15 protein-coding genes are annotated in these 15,783 nt (G+C 65.1%); 6 read left to right on the forward strand and 9 right to left on the reverse strand.

Annotated features, from left to right (window positions below):
• Positions 1-97 precede the first annotated feature (97 nt).
• Positions 98-1,363 (reverse strand): cytochrome P450, encoded by a 1,266-nt coding sequence (locus AB0J47_RS36880; RefSeq protein ID WP_364357377.1) that lies wholly within the window; start codon positions 1,361-1,363, stop codon positions 98-100.
• Between the two features lie 140 nt (positions 1,364-1,503).
• On the opposite strand from AB0J47_RS36880, the gene AB0J47_RS36885 reads away from it, so the two are divergent.
• Both AB0J47_RS36885 and AB0J47_RS36890 read left to right on the forward strand, forming a co-directional pair.
• Positions 1,504-2,667, forward strand: coding sequence for a steroid 3-ketoacyl-CoA thiolase (locus AB0J47_RS36885; RefSeq protein WP_364357380.1), 1,164 nt, complete (start codon positions 1,504-1,506; stop codon positions 2,665-2,667).
• A 361-nt stretch (positions 2,668-3,028) separates the two neighbouring features.
• Positions 3,029-3,445, forward strand: coding sequence for a helix-turn-helix domain-containing protein (locus AB0J47_RS36890; RefSeq protein ID WP_011207048.1), 417 nt, complete (start codon positions 3,029-3,031; stop codon positions 3,443-3,445).
• Between the two features lie 314 nt (positions 3,446-3,759).
• Here AB0J47_RS36890 and AB0J47_RS36895 read toward each other — a convergent pair whose 3' ends face one another.
• The 5 genes from AB0J47_RS36895 to AB0J47_RS36915 all read right to left on the reverse strand — a co-directional run bounded on the left by AB0J47_RS36895 (position 3,760) and on the right by AB0J47_RS36915 (position 8,653).
• The gene (locus AB0J47_RS36895) at positions 3,760-4,770 is read right to left on the reverse strand and encodes a hypothetical protein (RefSeq protein ID WP_364357383.1); all 1,011 of its coding nucleotides are present in this window, start codon (positions 4,768-4,770) and stop codon (positions 3,760-3,762) included.
• Positions 4,767-5,282: an ImmA/IrrE family metallo-endopeptidase gene (locus AB0J47_RS36900; RefSeq protein ID WP_364357386.1), complete on the reverse strand. Its 516-nt coding sequence runs from the start codon at positions 5,280-5,282 to the stop codon at positions 4,767-4,769. The genes AB0J47_RS36895 and AB0J47_RS36900 overlap by 4 nt, the downstream gene beginning before the upstream one ends.
• A gap of 11 nt (positions 5,283-5,293) precedes the next feature.
• Entirely contained in the window at positions 5,294-6,193 is a 900-nt protein-coding gene (locus AB0J47_RS36905; protein ID WP_364357389.1) for a hypothetical protein, read from the reverse strand.
• Between the two features lie 676 nt (positions 6,194-6,869).
• The gene (locus AB0J47_RS36910; RefSeq protein ID WP_364357392.1) at positions 6,870-7,781 is read right to left on the reverse strand and encodes an SDR family oxidoreductase; all 912 of its coding nucleotides are present in this window, start codon (positions 7,779-7,781) and stop codon (positions 6,870-6,872) included.
• A gap of 92 nt (positions 7,782-7,873) precedes the next feature.
• Complete coding sequence (locus AB0J47_RS36915; protein ID WP_364357395.1) at positions 7,874-8,653, reverse strand: SDR family oxidoreductase; 780 nt, start codon at positions 8,651-8,653, stop codon at positions 7,874-7,876.
• Between the two features lie 117 nt (positions 8,654-8,770).
• Here AB0J47_RS36915 and AB0J47_RS36920 point away from each other — a divergent pair, with 117 nt between their 5' ends.
• From AB0J47_RS36920 to AB0J47_RS36935, 4 genes are read left to right on the forward strand one after another with little or no spacing between them, the layout of a single operon-like run.
• Positions 8,771-9,544: an enoyl-CoA hydratase family protein gene (locus AB0J47_RS36920; protein ID WP_364357398.1), complete on the forward strand. Its 774-nt coding sequence runs from the start codon at positions 8,771-8,773 to the stop codon at positions 9,542-9,544.
• On the forward strand, positions 9,544-10,428 hold the full coding sequence (locus tag AB0J47_RS36925) for a CoA-transferase (RefSeq protein ID WP_364357401.1): 885 nt from the start codon (positions 9,544-9,546) through the stop codon (positions 10,426-10,428). Before AB0J47_RS36920 ends, AB0J47_RS36925 begins: the two co-directional genes overlap by 1 nt.
• On the forward strand, positions 10,425-11,183 hold the full coding sequence (locus AB0J47_RS36930) for a CoA-transferase (RefSeq protein WP_364357404.1): 759 nt from the start codon (positions 10,425-10,427) through the stop codon (positions 11,181-11,183). The genes AB0J47_RS36925 and AB0J47_RS36930 overlap by 4 nt, the downstream gene beginning before the upstream one ends.
• Positions 11,180-12,244, forward strand: coding sequence for a nitronate monooxygenase (locus tag AB0J47_RS36935; RefSeq protein ID WP_364357407.1), 1,065 nt, complete (start codon positions 11,180-11,182; stop codon positions 12,242-12,244). The genes AB0J47_RS36930 and AB0J47_RS36935 overlap by 4 nt, the downstream gene beginning before the upstream one ends.
• Positions 12,245-12,802: 558 nt before the next feature.
• Here the strand turns inward: AB0J47_RS36935 and AB0J47_RS36940 are convergent.
• The 3 genes from AB0J47_RS36940 to AB0J47_RS36950 form a co-directional block, all read right to left on the reverse strand.
• Positions 12,803-13,954 carry an acetyl-CoA C-acetyltransferase gene (locus AB0J47_RS36940; RefSeq protein WP_364357425.1) on the reverse strand — a complete coding sequence of 384 codons (1,152 nt, stop codon included), beginning with the start codon at positions 13,952-13,954 and terminating at the stop codon, positions 12,803-12,805.
• A gap of 129 nt (positions 13,955-14,083) precedes the next feature.
• Entirely contained in the window at positions 14,084-14,689 is a 606-nt protein-coding gene (locus AB0J47_RS36945) for a TetR/AcrR family transcriptional regulator (RefSeq protein WP_364357410.1), read from the reverse strand.
• 172 nt (positions 14,690-14,861) lie between these two features.
• Positions 14,862-15,590 carry a hypothetical protein gene (locus AB0J47_RS36950; protein WP_364357413.1) on the reverse strand — a complete coding sequence of 243 codons (729 nt, stop codon included), beginning with the start codon at positions 15,588-15,590 and terminating at the stop codon, positions 14,862-14,864.
• Positions 15,591-15,783 lie beyond the last annotated feature (193 nt).

Raw genomic sequence — 15,783 nt, forward strand, 5'->3', positions numbered from 1 at the left:
CCCTCGCACCGGCATTGGGCAAACCGGTGCGGGGGCCCTTGTCTGTCACCGAAAGCCGGGGATCCAGGCTGCCGACACAAGCCTGGATCCCGGCGATTCAGTGCGCGATCGGGCAGCCCGAGGCCTTGTAGTCGACCTGGAATTCCTTGACGCCGTTGAGCCAGCCGGAACGCAGCCGCTTGGGGTCACCGAGCTTGGTGATATCGGGAATGGCGTCGGCAATGGCATTGAAGATCAGATCGACCTCCATGCGCGCCAGATTCGCGCCGATGCAGAAGTGCGCGCCGGTGCCGCCGAAGGACAAGTGCTGGTTGTCCTTTCGCGTGATATCGAACTTCTCCGCGTTCTCGAAGACGTCCTCGTCGAAGTTGGCCGAGCGGTACAGCATGACCACCCGCTGCCCCTTCTTGATCTGCACGCCACCGAGTTCGGTGTCCTCCAGCGCGGTCCGCTGGAACGAGGTGACCGGGGTGGCCCAGCGAATGATCTCGTCGGCAGCGGTGGCCGGACGCTCCTTCTTGAACAGCTCCCACTGGTCCGGATGCTCCAGGAAGGCCACCATGCCGTGGGTGATCGCATTGCGGGTCGTCTCATTGCCCGCGACGGCAAGCATGATCACGAAGAAGCCGAACTCCTCCGGAGTCAGCTCATCGCCGTCGACATCCGCCTCGATCAGCTTGGTCACGATATCGTCGGCCGGGCATTCCTTACGCGCCGCGGCCATCTGGTAGGCGTAGCCGAGCACCTCGGCGGAGGCGGCGACCGGATCGGCCGTGCTCTCCGGATCGTCGTAGCCGGTCATATCGTTGGACCAGGTGAAGACCTTCCTGCGGTCCTCCTGCGGGATACCGATCAGCTCGGCGATCGCTTGCAGCGGCAGTTCGGAGGCGACCTGGGTGACGAAGTCGCCGGCGCCGTTGTCCACCGCCTCCTTCACGATGGCCTCGGCCCTGGTCTTCAATTCGGCACGCAGGCCGTTGATCACGCGCGGGGTGAAGCCGCGGGAGATGATCTTGCGCAGTTTGGTGTGCTGGGGCGCGTCCATGTTCAACAGGACGAAGCGCTGCAGTTCGATCTGCTCGCGGGTGATGTCGTCGTTGAAGCGCGGGATCGCGGTGTTCTCGAAGGTGGAGAACACATCGCTGCGGCGCGAGACCTCCTTGACGTCGGCATGCTTGCTCACCACCCAGAAGCCTTCGTCGTGGAAGCCGCCGATCTCGGGCGGCTGCGGATTCCACCAAATCGGTGCGGTACGGCGCAGTTCGGCGTACTCCTCGACCGGAACACGCTCGGCATAAATGTCCGGGTCCGTGACATCGAACCCATCCGGCAGATTCGGCCGGGCATTCCGCTGGTCTACCACCAGATGTCTCCTTCGACAAACTGAAACACGTTCTACAATCATTCAAGCATAAGCTGCATAATGAGGGAAGAACAGGACAGACTCCGCCGTATCGCGCGTGAACACACGTTTCAGTTTCTATCCCAAAAGAAAGGTTGGACATGGGCATACCCGTCATCGTCGAGGCCGCTCGCACCCCCATCGGCAAGCGTGGCGGCTGGCTCGCCGGTCTGCACGCCGCCGAACTGCTCGGCCTCGCTCAACGCGGACTGCTCGAGAAGGCACATCTGGACCCCGCGTCGGTCGAGCAGGTTATCGGCGGCTGCGTCACCCAGGCCGGTGAACAGTCCAATAACGTCACCCGCGTCGCCTGGCTGCATGCCGGACTGCCGTGGCAGGTAGGCGCCACCACCATCGACGCCCAATGCGGATCGGCACAGCAGGCCAACCATCTGATCGCCGGACTGATCGCGACCGGCGCCATCGATATCGGTATGGCCTGCGGCGTGGAAGCGATGAGCCGAGTTCCGTTGGGCGCCAATGTCGGCGAGAACGCGGGACCGCGCCGCCCGGCCACCTGGAATATCGATCTACCGAATCAATTCGAGGCGGCCGAGCGTATTGCCAAGCGGCGCGGCCTTACTCGCGACGATCTCGATGAGCTCGGCGTCCGCTCGCAGCGGCGGGCCGCACAGGCCTGGACGGAGGGGCGCTTCGACCGCGAGGTGCTCACCGTGACCGCGCCCGCCGTCGACAAGGAAGGCAAGCTCACCGGTGAAAAGCTGGACGTGACAAGGGATCAGGGCCTGCGCGATACCTCACTCGAAGGTCTGGCCAAGTTGAAGCCGGTACTGGAGGGCGGAGTCCACACGGCGGGTACCTCCTCGCAGATCTCCGACGGCGCCGCCGCCGTACTGCTGATGGACGAAAAGGCCGCGCAGCGAGCGGGTTTGCGCCCGCGCGCACGGATCGTCACCCAGGTACTGGTCGGCGCGGAACCGGAATTCCATCTCGACGGTCCGGTACAGGCGTGCACCCGACTGCTCGAACGATCCGGAATGAATATCGGCGACATCGATCTTTTCGAGATCAATGAAGCCTTTGCGGCAGTTGCACTTTCATGGGCCTCTGTACACAAACCAGACATGGACCGGGTAAATGTAAACGGCGGTGCGATTGCACTCGGACATCCGGTCGGTTCAACCGGATCTCGGCTCATCACAACGGCTTTGCACGAACTGGAGCGGTCCGGCGGCAGTACCGCGATGGTGCTGATGTGCGCGGGCGGCGCATTGGCGACAGGCACCATCATCGAGCGCTTGTAGCAGTTTCAACCAATTCTGCTCAAAGGTTGAACGTTCATCCCCATGAGCCCAAAACGTGTCGTACGCCACACAAAGACCAGCACAGACGTGTAGATGACCCATCAGCTATCTTTTCGCTATCATGGATGCGGCGGGGAAGACCCTCGCGACGGGCCAGAACCTGATCACACCACGTTTTCTCAAGAGCCGTTGGCGTGACCCGCAAACGCAACCGTCGCAGTGTCTTCCCCGGAGCGGCACCTAGAAGCTTCAAGGAAATCCTGAATCAGGCGTAGGTTTTCAGTTACTGAGCCGCTAATATCAATGATACGTATCCGAGATAACGACTGTTAGTACAGCGAAGGGAATTGGGCGGCTCACAATGGCTGATTTCGCGGCGCGGCTGAACAAGCTGTTCGAAACCGTGCATCCCCCGGGGCGCAAGCCGCACACCAACGCGGAGGTTGCGGCTGCGCTGACCGCCTCCGGGCATCCGATCTCGAAACCGTACCTCTCGCAGTTGCGGTCGGGACAGCGGACCAACCCGTCGGACGAAACGGTGGCTGCACTGGCCAAGTTCTTCAAGGTCAAGCCGGACTACTTCTTCAACGACATCTATGCCGCCAAGATCGATCACGATCTGGAGTTGCTGTCCCAGCTGCAGGGCTATGGGCTGCGACGGTTGTCGAGTAGGGCGTTCGATCTGTCCGAAGAATCACAGAACCTCCTCACCTCTATGGCGGAGAAGTTGCGGGCAAGTGAAGGTCTGCCCGAAATTCCTCCGGACGGTACCGAATAGGTTCTCCCACAGTGCAGTACGGTGCGGCCCGCAGGGTCGCACCGTACTGCGTCATGGGGCTTGCCGCTTCTCGACTTCGTCGCATCCGCGTCCGCCCATAAAATTGTGGGCTTGGCGACGAGTGCAGGGATGCGATAAAAGCGCGCCCGGAGTCACCGGTTTGCGACGAAATCAGTTGTGCGGATACGTCGGTAGACACATGGAATCCGGCATGGCCATCCACCCGGCCGGATTCCTTGCTATGTCAACCATATTGAATACCCGGAGCGAGTCCTTCGGAATGCTCCGGAACTGATCGTTTTGATTGCACACGATCAATTTCGGGCAGCGGCTTCGGCACTCGCTTCGTAGGCACGCGCGATTGCCTGGACCCAACCGCGGGGACTAATCCCCTCGGGTGGAGCAATCCATCGCGCGTCGACTACTACATCGCCCAAAGGGTTTCGCGCCCACTGCGCAACACGGTCCGCACGCAGCGAGACCAGTGGCGGTGGCGGACCCGCGGCGGCCAATTCGACGCCGCCGCCGGATTGCAGATACAGGGCGTCCATGATCTGCGCGACCTGATCGGATGCCTCGAGCTGCGTCGAGGTGCCGGTCTGTTCGTGGGCGACCACCTCGGGAAACCGGCCGACCATGATGCGGTGCAGAACCTTGGTCTGCCGCAACAGGATTCGCGCGCGCACCCACAATTCCACCACGATCCAGACCGCGCCGAAGGCGATGAGCAGCGCGGCCACCTCCCAGATCGGCCAGCCCCAGTCCGGTTCACCGGCCTTCGTGGGCGGCGCGCCGATGCAGGCCCGGCGGACCTGCAGCACGGCCAGCACCGCGACGACCGCGGTTGCGGCGGTATAGATCGCGATACCGCGACCAAGGGTGGTCCAGTCCAGGTTGCGCACACCGGTGATGACGATGAATACACAGCCGAGCGCGACGGTTAACCAGCCGAAGGTGGTGGACCAGAACAGATTCACCGCCACCGCGAGCACAGCGAGGCCATAGATGACGAAGGCGATCCGGCGCAGGTTGGTACGGGAGACCACCGGCCACGCCGCCGAGGCGACCACCGAGGTCGCGGTCGCGAAGAGAATCCAGGCCGAGGCGACGACTCCGTCGGAGAGCAGGCCCGAGTGCAGACCGCGCGGAAGCAGGTTGTCCAGCGCCAGGGCGATCTCGGGCACCGCGACGGTCGCCGCGAGTGCGACCGCCGCGACTGCCACGACGATCGCCACCCGGGCGGTCGTCGCGGGCTTCACCAGCACGCGCCCCACACGCGCGCCAGCGGCAACCCAGACCAGCATGGCCGTCAACCAGAGGGTCATCCCAGCGCCTCATCGAATCGAAGGACCGAGACGCCCGCGCCCCGGCTGTTGAATACGCGCAGTCGTGTCATCAACATGGCGGCGAAGGTCTCGGCCTCCCATTCGGCGAGTTCGTCCGCACCGTCGTCGACGATCTGCTGATGCGCCCGTTGACTGAGCATGTAGGCGATGAGATCGTCACTGGCCTCCAGCATCACCTCCGGCGCGGGCGCACCCTCATGATCGAAGACGATATGGCCCAATTCGTGTGCGAGCGTGTGGTCGCGGCTCGGCAGTGCGGCGGCGAGCACGATGACATCGCGATCCGGATAGAACCGGCGCTGACCGCAGACACCGGGACCCAGTTCGGCACTGGCGATTTCGATCTCGCGGCGCCGCTCGCTGGCAATGGAGGCGACGACCTCCTCCAGGGTGGTCGCATCGGAATCCGCGGCGACAGCGCATACCGCGTCGACCGCGGCCGCGACCCGGCGATAGGCCCAGAGCCCGGTTTGCGTCCTGCTCTCACTCATCGAACGCACCCTTACGTCCTCGGTCCGAAGAATTCGGCACGAGCGGCGTCGATGCGGGCCTGCGCGGCCGACGCGGTCTGGAAACTCACTGCGCCGGAACCGGTTCCGGCCAGCGCGAGCGCGATCAGGCCGCCAACGACACCCAGTATGTTGGGCTTCGGCAGGCCGTCGTCGGCGCTGGTCGACCGGACGTCCGGATTCGGCTTGGCCGATGCCGCGGGCGGCGCCGGAGGCGGTGGTGGCGGAGGTGTCTGCTCGAGCGCGGGGGCGGGTGGCGCGGCCACCGGTACCGGCGCGAGCTGTGGCGCGGCCGGTGCCGGCGCAACGATGATCGGAGCGGGCGGCACCGCGGGCGCGGCCGGTGTCGGCAGCGGGATCAAGAGCAGCAGTAGCGGCGAGGCCGAACCGACGGCAGCGGAACCGACCGCCGCCGAACCCACAGCGGCAGAACCGGTTCCGGCCGAACCGACGCCCGCGGAACCGACCGCCGCCGAACCGGTACCCGCCAGTGCCGAACCGGTGCCGACACCCGCCGAACCAACTGCGGCAGAACCGGTGCCGAGCGCAGCCGAACCCGTACCCGCCAGTGCCGAACCGGTGCCAATACCCGCCGAACCAACTGCGGCAGAACCGGTGCCGAGCACAGCCGACCCGGTGCCGAGCGCGGCCGAACCCGTACCCGCGGCCGCTGAGCCGACGGCGGCGGAACCGGTACCGAGGATGGTGGCGACACCGGCCGAGCCGGTGCCGAGGAGTGCGCTGAGCAGACCGGTGACACCGACCGCGGCGGAACCGGCCGCTGCCGAACCCGCGGCCGAGCCGGGACCGGCGGCCGGATTCGCACCGGCTGCGGCGTCGGTCGGATCCACCGGCGAACTGACGCTCGACTGGCCCGGAATCGCCAGCGGCATCCAGAACTCGCCGTTCGAATCCGGCCTCGGACTATTCGGGTCCGTGCACTGCGGACAGGTACCCGCGGGCTGCGCCTCGGCTGAAACCCCGCCGAGTAGCACAAAGCCGGCGACAGTCGCAAGTACTGCAACCACGCGCGACGTGCGACCAACGGCCATGCGCCAGCCTTCCCTCATCGAAATAGCGCAGATCTCTTGCCCGGTCGCAACACTCCAGTTCCGGGACTTCAACGGATGGGAGCCCATAGTAAACCTCAGCCCAAATCAGCGCAGTGGCTCGGGCCACGCCGGGTATTCGACACGCCCGACAGGCCTTACGCCCGTTCTCGGTCGACCGGCCCAATCATATGTTCGGAGGTCCGGCTGCAATCCCGAACATATTTTCGCGTTGATCCCCTACCTCCGCCTGCACTAAACGGGCAGACCAGTACGTATGTCGATGCCGAGAAGACGTGAAAAAGACGTGCCCGCAGTGGAACCCGCGTCGGTCCGGCCGCCCGTGACGTCGCCACAGACCGCAGCTGGGCACCCCGCGACCAGAACACGAATCGAGGGACACGCCGACGTGCCCTAGCCGGAGAGCAGACTAGTACGGCAGTACCGTTCTGTGTGAGGTGAAGCAACCGCCGAGCGGCCTTTACAACAGCCGCCCAGCGGTGTCGGAACTATTCAGCGCTCAGGCGCCGTACACCGCCTCCGGCGGAACGGACTTCGCGATCAGATCGGCGACCACCGGGCCGAGTTCGGCGGGATTCCAGCGGGCGCCGCGGTCCACGGCGGTGCCGTGGCGCCAGCCGTCGGCCAGCGCGACCTTGCCACCCTCGACCTCGAACATCCGGCCGGTGACGGCCGCGGATTGTGAACTGCCGAGCCAGACCACGATCGGCGAGACATTCTCGGGAGCCATCGCGTCGAAGCCGTCCTCGGGGGCGGCCATGGTCTCGGCGAAGACGGTTTCGGTCATGCGCGTGCGGGCGGAGGGCGCGATGGCATTGACGGTGACGCCGTAGCGCGCGAATTCGGCCGAAGCGGTGAGGGTCAGGCCCGCGATACCCGCCTTGGCGGCACCGTAATTGCTCTGACCGACACTGCCCTGCAGACCCGCGCCGGAGCTGGTGTTGATGATGCGGGCATCGACCGGGCGGCCCGCCTTGGACTCACCGCGCCAGTACTCGATCGCATGACGCATGGTCGCGAAGTGGCCCTTGAGATGGACCCGGATCACCGCGTCCCACTCGTCCTCGCCCAGGTTCACCAACATGCGGTCGCGCACGAAACCGGCATTGTTGACCAGCACATCCAGGCCGCCGAAGGTATCGACGGCCTGGCGGATGAGATTGCGGGCGCCGTCCCAGTCCGCGACGTCGTCACCGTTGGCGACGGCCTCGCCACCGAGCGCCTTGATCTCGGCGACGACCTGTTCGGCGGGCGTCTCGCCGGTCGCCGCCCCGTCCAGCGCGGAGCCGAGGTCATTGACGACTACCCGGGCTCCGGCGGCGGCGAAGGCGAGCGCGTGCGCCCGGCCGATACCGCGGCCGGCGCCGGTGACGATGACAATGCGCCCCGCGCAGATCTGCTCGCTGTCCATAACCTATTGTGTCCTCTTCGTTTTCGGATTCGATTGTGCAGGCCAGAGCGGTCTGCTCGGCGGTGTCGTTTCGAGCGACCTGCAAGCAGTCGCTAGTGGCCGTTCGCATTCGAGGCCGCGAGGAATGCCGGGCGCTCACCGCCGCCGTGCACCAGCAGCGTCGCGCCGCTGACATATCCGGCCAGCGATGAGGTCAGGAATGCGGCGCAGCGGCCGATGTCCTCGGGGCAGGCCATCCGACCGAGCGGGATGGTCGCGCCGACGGCGTCGATACCGTCTTGATCGCCGTAGTGCAATTCGCTCAGTTCGGTGACGACCGGGCCCACGACCAGCGAATTCACCCGAACCTTCGGCGCCCATTCGACCGCGAGTGAGGAGGTCAGGCTGTCGATGCCCGCCTTGGCCGCGCCGTAGGCGGCGGTGCCCGGCGACGGTCGATGCCCGCTCACGCTGGACACCATCACGATGGAGCCGCCGCCCGGCTGCGCCTGCATCACGGCATTGGCGGCCTGCGAGACCAGCAGGGGTGCAAGCAGATTCAGCTCGATGATCTTGCTGTGGAAGTTCTTGCTGGCATCGGCGGCGAGGGCGAACGGGGCGCCGCCCGCATTATTGACCAGGTGATCGAGGCGGCCGTGCCGCGCGACGATCGCATCGACCAATCCCTGCACGGCATCGGCATCGCGCACATCGCAGGGCAGGTATTCGATCTCCCGCCCCTCGTGTTCCACCGACTCTTCACCGGGTCGTCGCGCGCATGCCACGACGGTCGCTCCAGCAGCCAAGAAGGCCCTGCTGACGCCCGCGCCCACCCCGCGCACACCGCCGGTGACCAGGACGACGTTGCCGGTGAGGTCTATTTCGAGTGCCACCGTGCTAACCTACCAAGCAACTGCTTGCTTTGCCACCCCGTAGCGACTGCTTGCAGGTCGCTCGAAAAATCAGCGCCGAGGTTATCGGCCTACCCCGGCACACAGATGGGACATGCGATGGGGATCAACCGTCACTCCGAATCAACCGGCATCACCGTGGTCACGGTCGACTACCCGCCGGTCAACGCCATACCGTCCGACGGCTGGTTCGCGCTGGCGGATGAGATCCGCGCGGCCGGGCGCGATCCGGAAACCAAGGTGGTGGTTCTGCGCGCCGAGAACCGCGGGTTCAATGCCGGTGTCGATATCAAGGAGATGCAGCGCACCCCGGGCCATCAGGCGCTGATCGACGCCAATCACGGCTGTTTCGAGGCCTTCGCGGCCGTCTACGACTGCCCGGTGCCGGTGATCGCCGCGGTGCAGGGCTTCTGCCTCGGCGGCGGCATCGGTCTGGTCGGCAACGCCGATATCGTAATCGCCTCGGATGACGCGACTTTCGGGCTGCCCGAGGTCGACCGCGGTGCGCTCGGTGCGGCCACCCATCTGTCCCGTCTGGTGCCGCAGCATCTGATGCGCGCGCTGTTCTATACCGCGAGCACCATCACCGCACAGCAGTTGCAGCACTTCGGCTCGGTGTACCAGGTGGTGCCGCGCGCCGAACTCGACGCCGCCGCACTGGAGGTCGCCAAGAACATCGCGGCCAAGGACAGCCGGGTCATCCGGGCGGCCAAGCGCGCGCTCAATGGCATCGATGTGCAGGACGTGCACCGCAGCTACCGCTACGAACAGGGCTTCACCTTCGAACTGAATCTGGCCGGTGTCGCGGATGAGATCCGTGCGCGGTTCGACGACGATCTGGCCGCACGCAAGGAAGAGAGCAAGGAAAACTGATGCGGGACAAGCGAATGTCGCTCGACGAGGTCGTGGGCGAGCTGCGCAGCGGTATGACCATCGGCATCGGCGGCTGGGGCTCGCGGCGCAAGCCGATGGCGCTGGTGCGGGCCATCCTGCGCTCGGATATCACCGATCTGACCGTGGTCAGTTACGGCGGACCCGATCTCGGTCTGCTGTGTTCGGCGGGCAAGGTGCGCAAGGCGTATTACGGCTTCGTCTCGCTGGATTCGCCACCGTTCTACGATCCGTGGTTCGCCAAGGCACGCACCTCCAGTGCATTGGTGGCGCGCGAGATGGACGAGGGCATGTTGAAGTGCGGGCTGGAGGCGGCGGCCGCGCGACTGCCGTTCCTGCCGATCCGCGCCGGACTCGGATCCGATGTCGTCAATTTCTGGGATGGCGAGCTGAAGACCGTCGCATCGCCGTATCCGGACGGCGACGGACGAACCGAAACGCTGATCGCGATGCCCGCACTGAATCTCGATGCGGCGCTTGTGCATTTGAATATCGGCGATAAGCACGGCAATGCGGCCTACACCGGTGTCGATCCGTATTTCGATGACCTGTACTGCCTGGCCGCCGAGCGTCGCTACGTATCGGTGGAGCGGGTGGTGGAGACCGAGGAGCTGGTGAAAGCCGTTCCACTGCAGTCGTTATTGCTCAACCGGCTGCTGGTCGACGGTGTGGTCGAGGCGCCCGGCGGCGCGCACTTCACCCTGGCCGCCGATAGCTACGGCCGCGACGAGAAGTTCCAGAAGCATTATGTGGAGTCGGCCAAGACGCCGGAGTCCTGGCAGCAGTTCGTCGACAGATATCTGGCGGTCTCCGAGGACGAATATCAGGCCGCCGTTCGCGAGTTCGCACAGGAGGTGTCGAAGTGACGACAACCGAAACCATTACGCGGGCTGAGATCTGCGCCATCGCCTGCGCCGAGATCTTCAGCGGCGCCGGGGAAATCATGGCCTCGCCGATGTCGCCCATGACGATCATCGGCGCGCGGCTGGCCAAGTTGACCACCGAACCGGATCTGCTGCTCTCCGATGGCGAGGCGCTGTTGTTCGCCGACACTCCCCCGTTGGGCGGTAAGGCGCCGATCGAGGGGTGGATTCCATTCCGCAAGGTCTTCGATGTGGTCGCCTCCGGTCGGCGCCATGTGGTGATGGGGGCCAATCAGCTCGATCGGTTCGGCAATCAGAACCTGTCGGCATTCGGTCCGTTGCAGCAGCCGACCCGGCAGATGTTCGGTTCGCGCGGTGCGCCGGGCAACACCATCAATCATCCGACCAGCTACTGGGTCTCGCGGCATACGCGTCGGGTGTTCGTCGATCAGGTGGATATCGTCTCCGGCGTCGGCTACGACAAGGTCGATCCGGCCAATCCGGCGTATCGGTTCCACCACTTGCACCGGGTGGTCACCAATCTGGGCGTCTTCGATTTCGGGGGGCCAGACCACACGATGCGGGCACGCAGTCTGCATCCGGGCGTCACGGCCGATGAGGTCGCCGAGAACACCTCGTTCGAGATCGCCGGACTGGCGGAGGCTGGTCAGACCCGCCTGCCGTCCGCGGAAGAGCTGCGGTTGATCCGGGATGTGCTCGATCCCAAGAAGGTTCGGGAATCCGAGGTGCCGTCATGAGCGCTCTGCGGACACCGCTGACCGAGTTGGTCGGCATCGAACATCCGATCGTGCAGACCGGTATGGGCTGGGTGGCCGGGCCGAGTCTGGTGTCGGCGACCGCCGAGGCCGGTGGACTCGGGATTCTGGCCTCGGCCACCATGACATTCGCCGATTTGGAAGCCGCGATCGCGAAGACAAAGGCGCATACCGACAAGCCGTTCGGCGTGAATATCCGCGCGGACGCCACGGATGCGCCCGAGCGGATCGATCTGTTGATCCGGGAGAAGGTGGCCGTCGCGTCCTTCGCGTTGGCACCGAAGCAGGAACTCATCGCCAAGCTGAAAGATGCCGGTGTGGTGGTTATTCCATCGATCGGCGCGGCCAAGCACGCGGTGAAAGTCGCGTCCTGGGGTGCCGATGCGGTGATCGTGCAGGGCGGCGAGGGCGGTGGGCATACCGGTCCGGTGGCGACCACGCTGCTGCTGCCGTCGGTGCTGGATGCTGTCGATATTCCGGTTGTCGCGGCGGGTGGATTCTTCGACGGACGTGGTCTGGCCGCCGCATTGGCCTATGGCGCGGCGGGTGTCGCGATGGGGACACGCTTCCTGTTGACCAAGGAGAGCACCGTGCCCGACGCGGTCAAGCAGGAGTATTTGAAGCGGCAACTGCAGGACACCGTGGTCTCGCTCAAGGTCGACGGTATGCCGCACCGGGTGCTGAATACCGAACTCGTTGATCGCCTGGAACATTCGGGGCGCTGGCGGGGGCTGGCCGCAGCCGTCTCCAATGCGGCGAAGTTCAAGGGTATGACCGGTATGAAGTGGTCGACCATGGTCCGCGACGGGCTGGCCATGCGAAAGGCCAAGGATCTCAGCTGGTCTCAGGTCGTCATGGCCGCAAATACCCCGATGCTGCTGCGCGCCGGACTCGTCGAGGGCAATACTCACGCGGGCGTACTCGCCGCTGGCCAGGTCACCGGCATCATCGACGACCTGCCCACCTGTAAGGAACTCATCGACCGCATCGTCGCCGACGCCGTCACGCGGATCGACAGCATTGCCGCGCTGACCGCGGGCTGACGCGTTTCGCGCGGCCTGCGGAGGTTGTCGCGTTCGGGTTCATTGGGCTGCGGTGGGTCCTGTTGTCCTGCATTGACATCTCGGAATTCGGCTATCCCGGGATGGTTTGCCGTCCCGGGGTTTACCCGGGCCGTGCTGGGCACGTCGTGTGCCGTACCCGGCTTAGTTCCCGGAGTTCGTGCGCACAGGCCCACAGCCTCCAGCCCAGTCGACCAGCTGTGATTGCGTTCTCGAGCGCTACCGAGGCGAGTCAAAGGTTGTTGCATCCGGGGATTCGAGCAACCTTGACTCGCCTTGATGGGCTGAACAGCCATTTGGCTCGCCTCGATGAGGCGGGGCGTACGGGGCGTACCCGATCGGTGTCGTGGGTTCTCAAATGGTGGTTGCGGCTTGGTTATTACAACCACCATTCAACTGCCCCTCAATGCAGCTAGCCACCTGACTCGCAACCATGAGGCAGGGGCCGCTGGGCTTACCGGATGGTGCCGAGGGCAGTCGAATGGTTGTTGTGGCATGTGTTGCCAGCCGCCATTCGACTACCGTCGATGGAGTGGACTGCTAGCTGAGGCGTTCGATGATGGTGGCGTTAGCGGTGCCGCCGCCCTCGCAGATGGTGAGCAGGCCGTAGCGGCCGTTGCGGCGTTCCAGCTCGTTCAGCAGGGTGGCGAAAAGTTTTGCGCCGGTGGCGCCGAGCGGATGGCCGAGGGCGATCGCACCACCGTTGACATTCACCTTCTCCGGGTCCGCACCAGTCTCGCGCAGCCAGGCGAGCACGACCGGGGCGAAAGCCTCGTTGATCTCGACGACATCGATATCGTCGATGGTCAGACCGGTCTTCTCCAGCGCCCACTTGGTGGCCGGAATCGGGCCGGTGAGCATCATGATCGGGTCGGCGCCGCGGGCGCTCACGTGGTGGATGCGGGCGCGCGGGCGCAATCCGTATTCCGCGACAGCCCATTCGGAGGCGAGCAGGGTCGCGCTCGCGCCGTCGGAGATCTGGCTGGCGATCGCGGCGGTCAGCGTGCTGCCCTCGACGAGAACAGGCAGCGACGCCATTTTCTCGAGCGAGGTCTCGCGTGGACCCTGGTCGATCCAGAAATCACCGACCGGCACGATCTCGCCGTCGAAGCGGCCGTTCTTGATGGCATCGCGAGCGCGCTCATGGCTGCGCAATGCCCAGCGCTCCATCTCTTCTCGGCTGATATCCCACTTGTCGGCGATCAGCTGCGCGCCGTTGAACTGTGAAACCTCGGCGGTGCCATAGCGATGGTCCCAGCCGTGCGCACCGACGAAGGGTGCGTCGAAACCATATTCCTTGCCGGCCAACATGGCTGCCGAGATCGGGATGGCGCTCATATTCTGCACACCACCTGCGACGATCACCTCGGCGGTGCCGCTCATAATCGCCTGCGCACCGAAATTGATGGCCTGCTGGGAAGATCCGCACTGCCGGTCGACAGTGACACCCGGAACTTCCTCCGGATAACCGGCGGCCAGCCACATCGTGCGGCCGATATTGCCCGCCTGCGGACCGATATTGTCCACACAGCCGACGATCACATCGTCGACCACCGCCGGATCGATGGGGTTGCGATCCAGCAGCCCACGCAATGCGGCCGCGCCGAGATCGGCCGGATGCACCGCGGCCAGTGCGCCATTGCGCTTGCCGACCGGGGTGCGCACCGCGTCGATCACATAGGCATCCCGCAGCGGGGCGTACGGGCGGCGAGCGGATGGTGCTGACATGGAGAACTCCTACTTGGTGTTGCCCGGCGGCAGCGACGGGCCCGGAGGCGGTAGCTCGCGTAACCACGGAGGGTCCACGACCGCCGAGATCGACTAAGGCACGGTTAGACCGTCGAGCACGATGGTCAGGTACTGCTTGGCGAGGTTCTCGACGGTGATCGAGCCGCCGGGCTCGTACCACCGCACCGCAACCCACACCGTGTCCCGGAGGAACCGGTAGGCCAATTCGACGTCGAGTTCCGGCCGGAAGCTGCCGTCCTCGACGCCGTTGGTCAACACCCGGTGCCACAGCTCGCGGAATTCGCGGTTGTAGTCGGCGATATAGGTGAACCGCTCCGAATCACGCAGGCGCTTGGCCTCGGCCTGATAGATCGCCACCGCGGCGTGCGAACGGTCGAATGATTCGTAGGACGCGATCACCAAGGCTTCCAAGGTATCTCGCGAACTGAGCCCGGCGGTCACGATCTCCCGATACCGCCCGAACAGATCGTCGAGGAAGCCGCGCAGGATCTCGTCGACCATCGACTCCTTGGAATCGAAGTGGTGATACAGGCTCCCCGATAGAATCCCGGCCGCATCGGCGATATCACGCACGGTGGTCGCACGCAGTCCGCGCTCGGCGAACAGTTGGGCCGCCAGTGCGAGCAATTCATTGCGCCGTGCTGATTTCGAGGCGTCTGGTGCGGTCACACGGCTCATAATACAACCAAGCATTTGCTTGGTCTAGCGGCGGCTGGTCCGCCTCCCCGAATCTTCAGGCGCCAGACTCGACCTCCGCGAGACCAGCACTGGCGAGCAGCGGTATTCAGTGGAGTTCAGTTAGCCCGACGACTCACCCCATGTGCTAGCCAAATCAGTCCTTCGGGAGGCATCAGCGCATCGAATAGCGCAGTGGTGAAGACACCGACAGGTCCGCCAGCAGTCGATCGCAGATGACGACCGGGGAAACGCCCGCCCGCGCCATCCGCGCCACCAGCGCGAGTCTGCGTTCACAGCTGTCCCATTCGACGGTCAGCGGGCCGCGATCCGGGCCCGCGTCGACAGTGGCCATGACACGCGGTGGACCGAAGGGGACCTGCTCCTCGATGAGTTTGAGGATCATGCCGCGCTGCCAGGCCCGGTAGGTATCCATATCCGCGCCGACGACAAGCTTGTCCGTGGCCGCGCACAGGCCCTGGGCGATCTCGTCGGCGAGTGCCCCGCGATCGAAGCGGTACTTGCGGCATTTGCGAATGACGTCGAGCAGATCCGCTCGCACCTCACACAACAGCGCCGTCTGCCGCCGCCGTCTACGGTCCTGCTCGGATCCGAGCAATGCGGCACCGAGCCCGATGCGGCAGGCACGTTCGTAATCGCGCGCCATATCGGCACGCAACGCACCGCGCGGATCGCGAGCGACCTCGGATTCGTCGATCGCGTATTGCTCGAGAATCTGAGCGGCCCGGGTCGCGGTCGTGCGCTCAGAGGTGTGGTTCATGAGTTCGGCACCGAAGGTAAGCGCGGCGAGCACCATGCTGTCCAGCCGTCGCCTGGCCAGCACGACTTCGCGCACCAATTCGAGTTCCAGTTGTTCGCGGGCCTGTGGGCGATCCAGCCCCATAGCCATCGCCCCTTAGGGAAGTACGAGATTCGGCCACCCCCAGCATTGCACACCCGGACACCCTGCGTCCCGGCCTTTTTACCTGATCAGGCTGTGTTTGATGGCCGCGCCTGCGGCGCGGCGGGTTCGCGGCCCCCTGGTGTCTCGCGTCCGAGCCGTCGAGACTCGCGCCTGCGGCGCATGCGCTTCGACG

The organism is Nocardia sp. NPDC049737, from assembly GCF_040674755.1.
Classification (GTDB): domain Bacteria; phylum Actinomycetota; class Actinomycetes; order Mycobacteriales; family Mycobacteriaceae; genus Nocardia.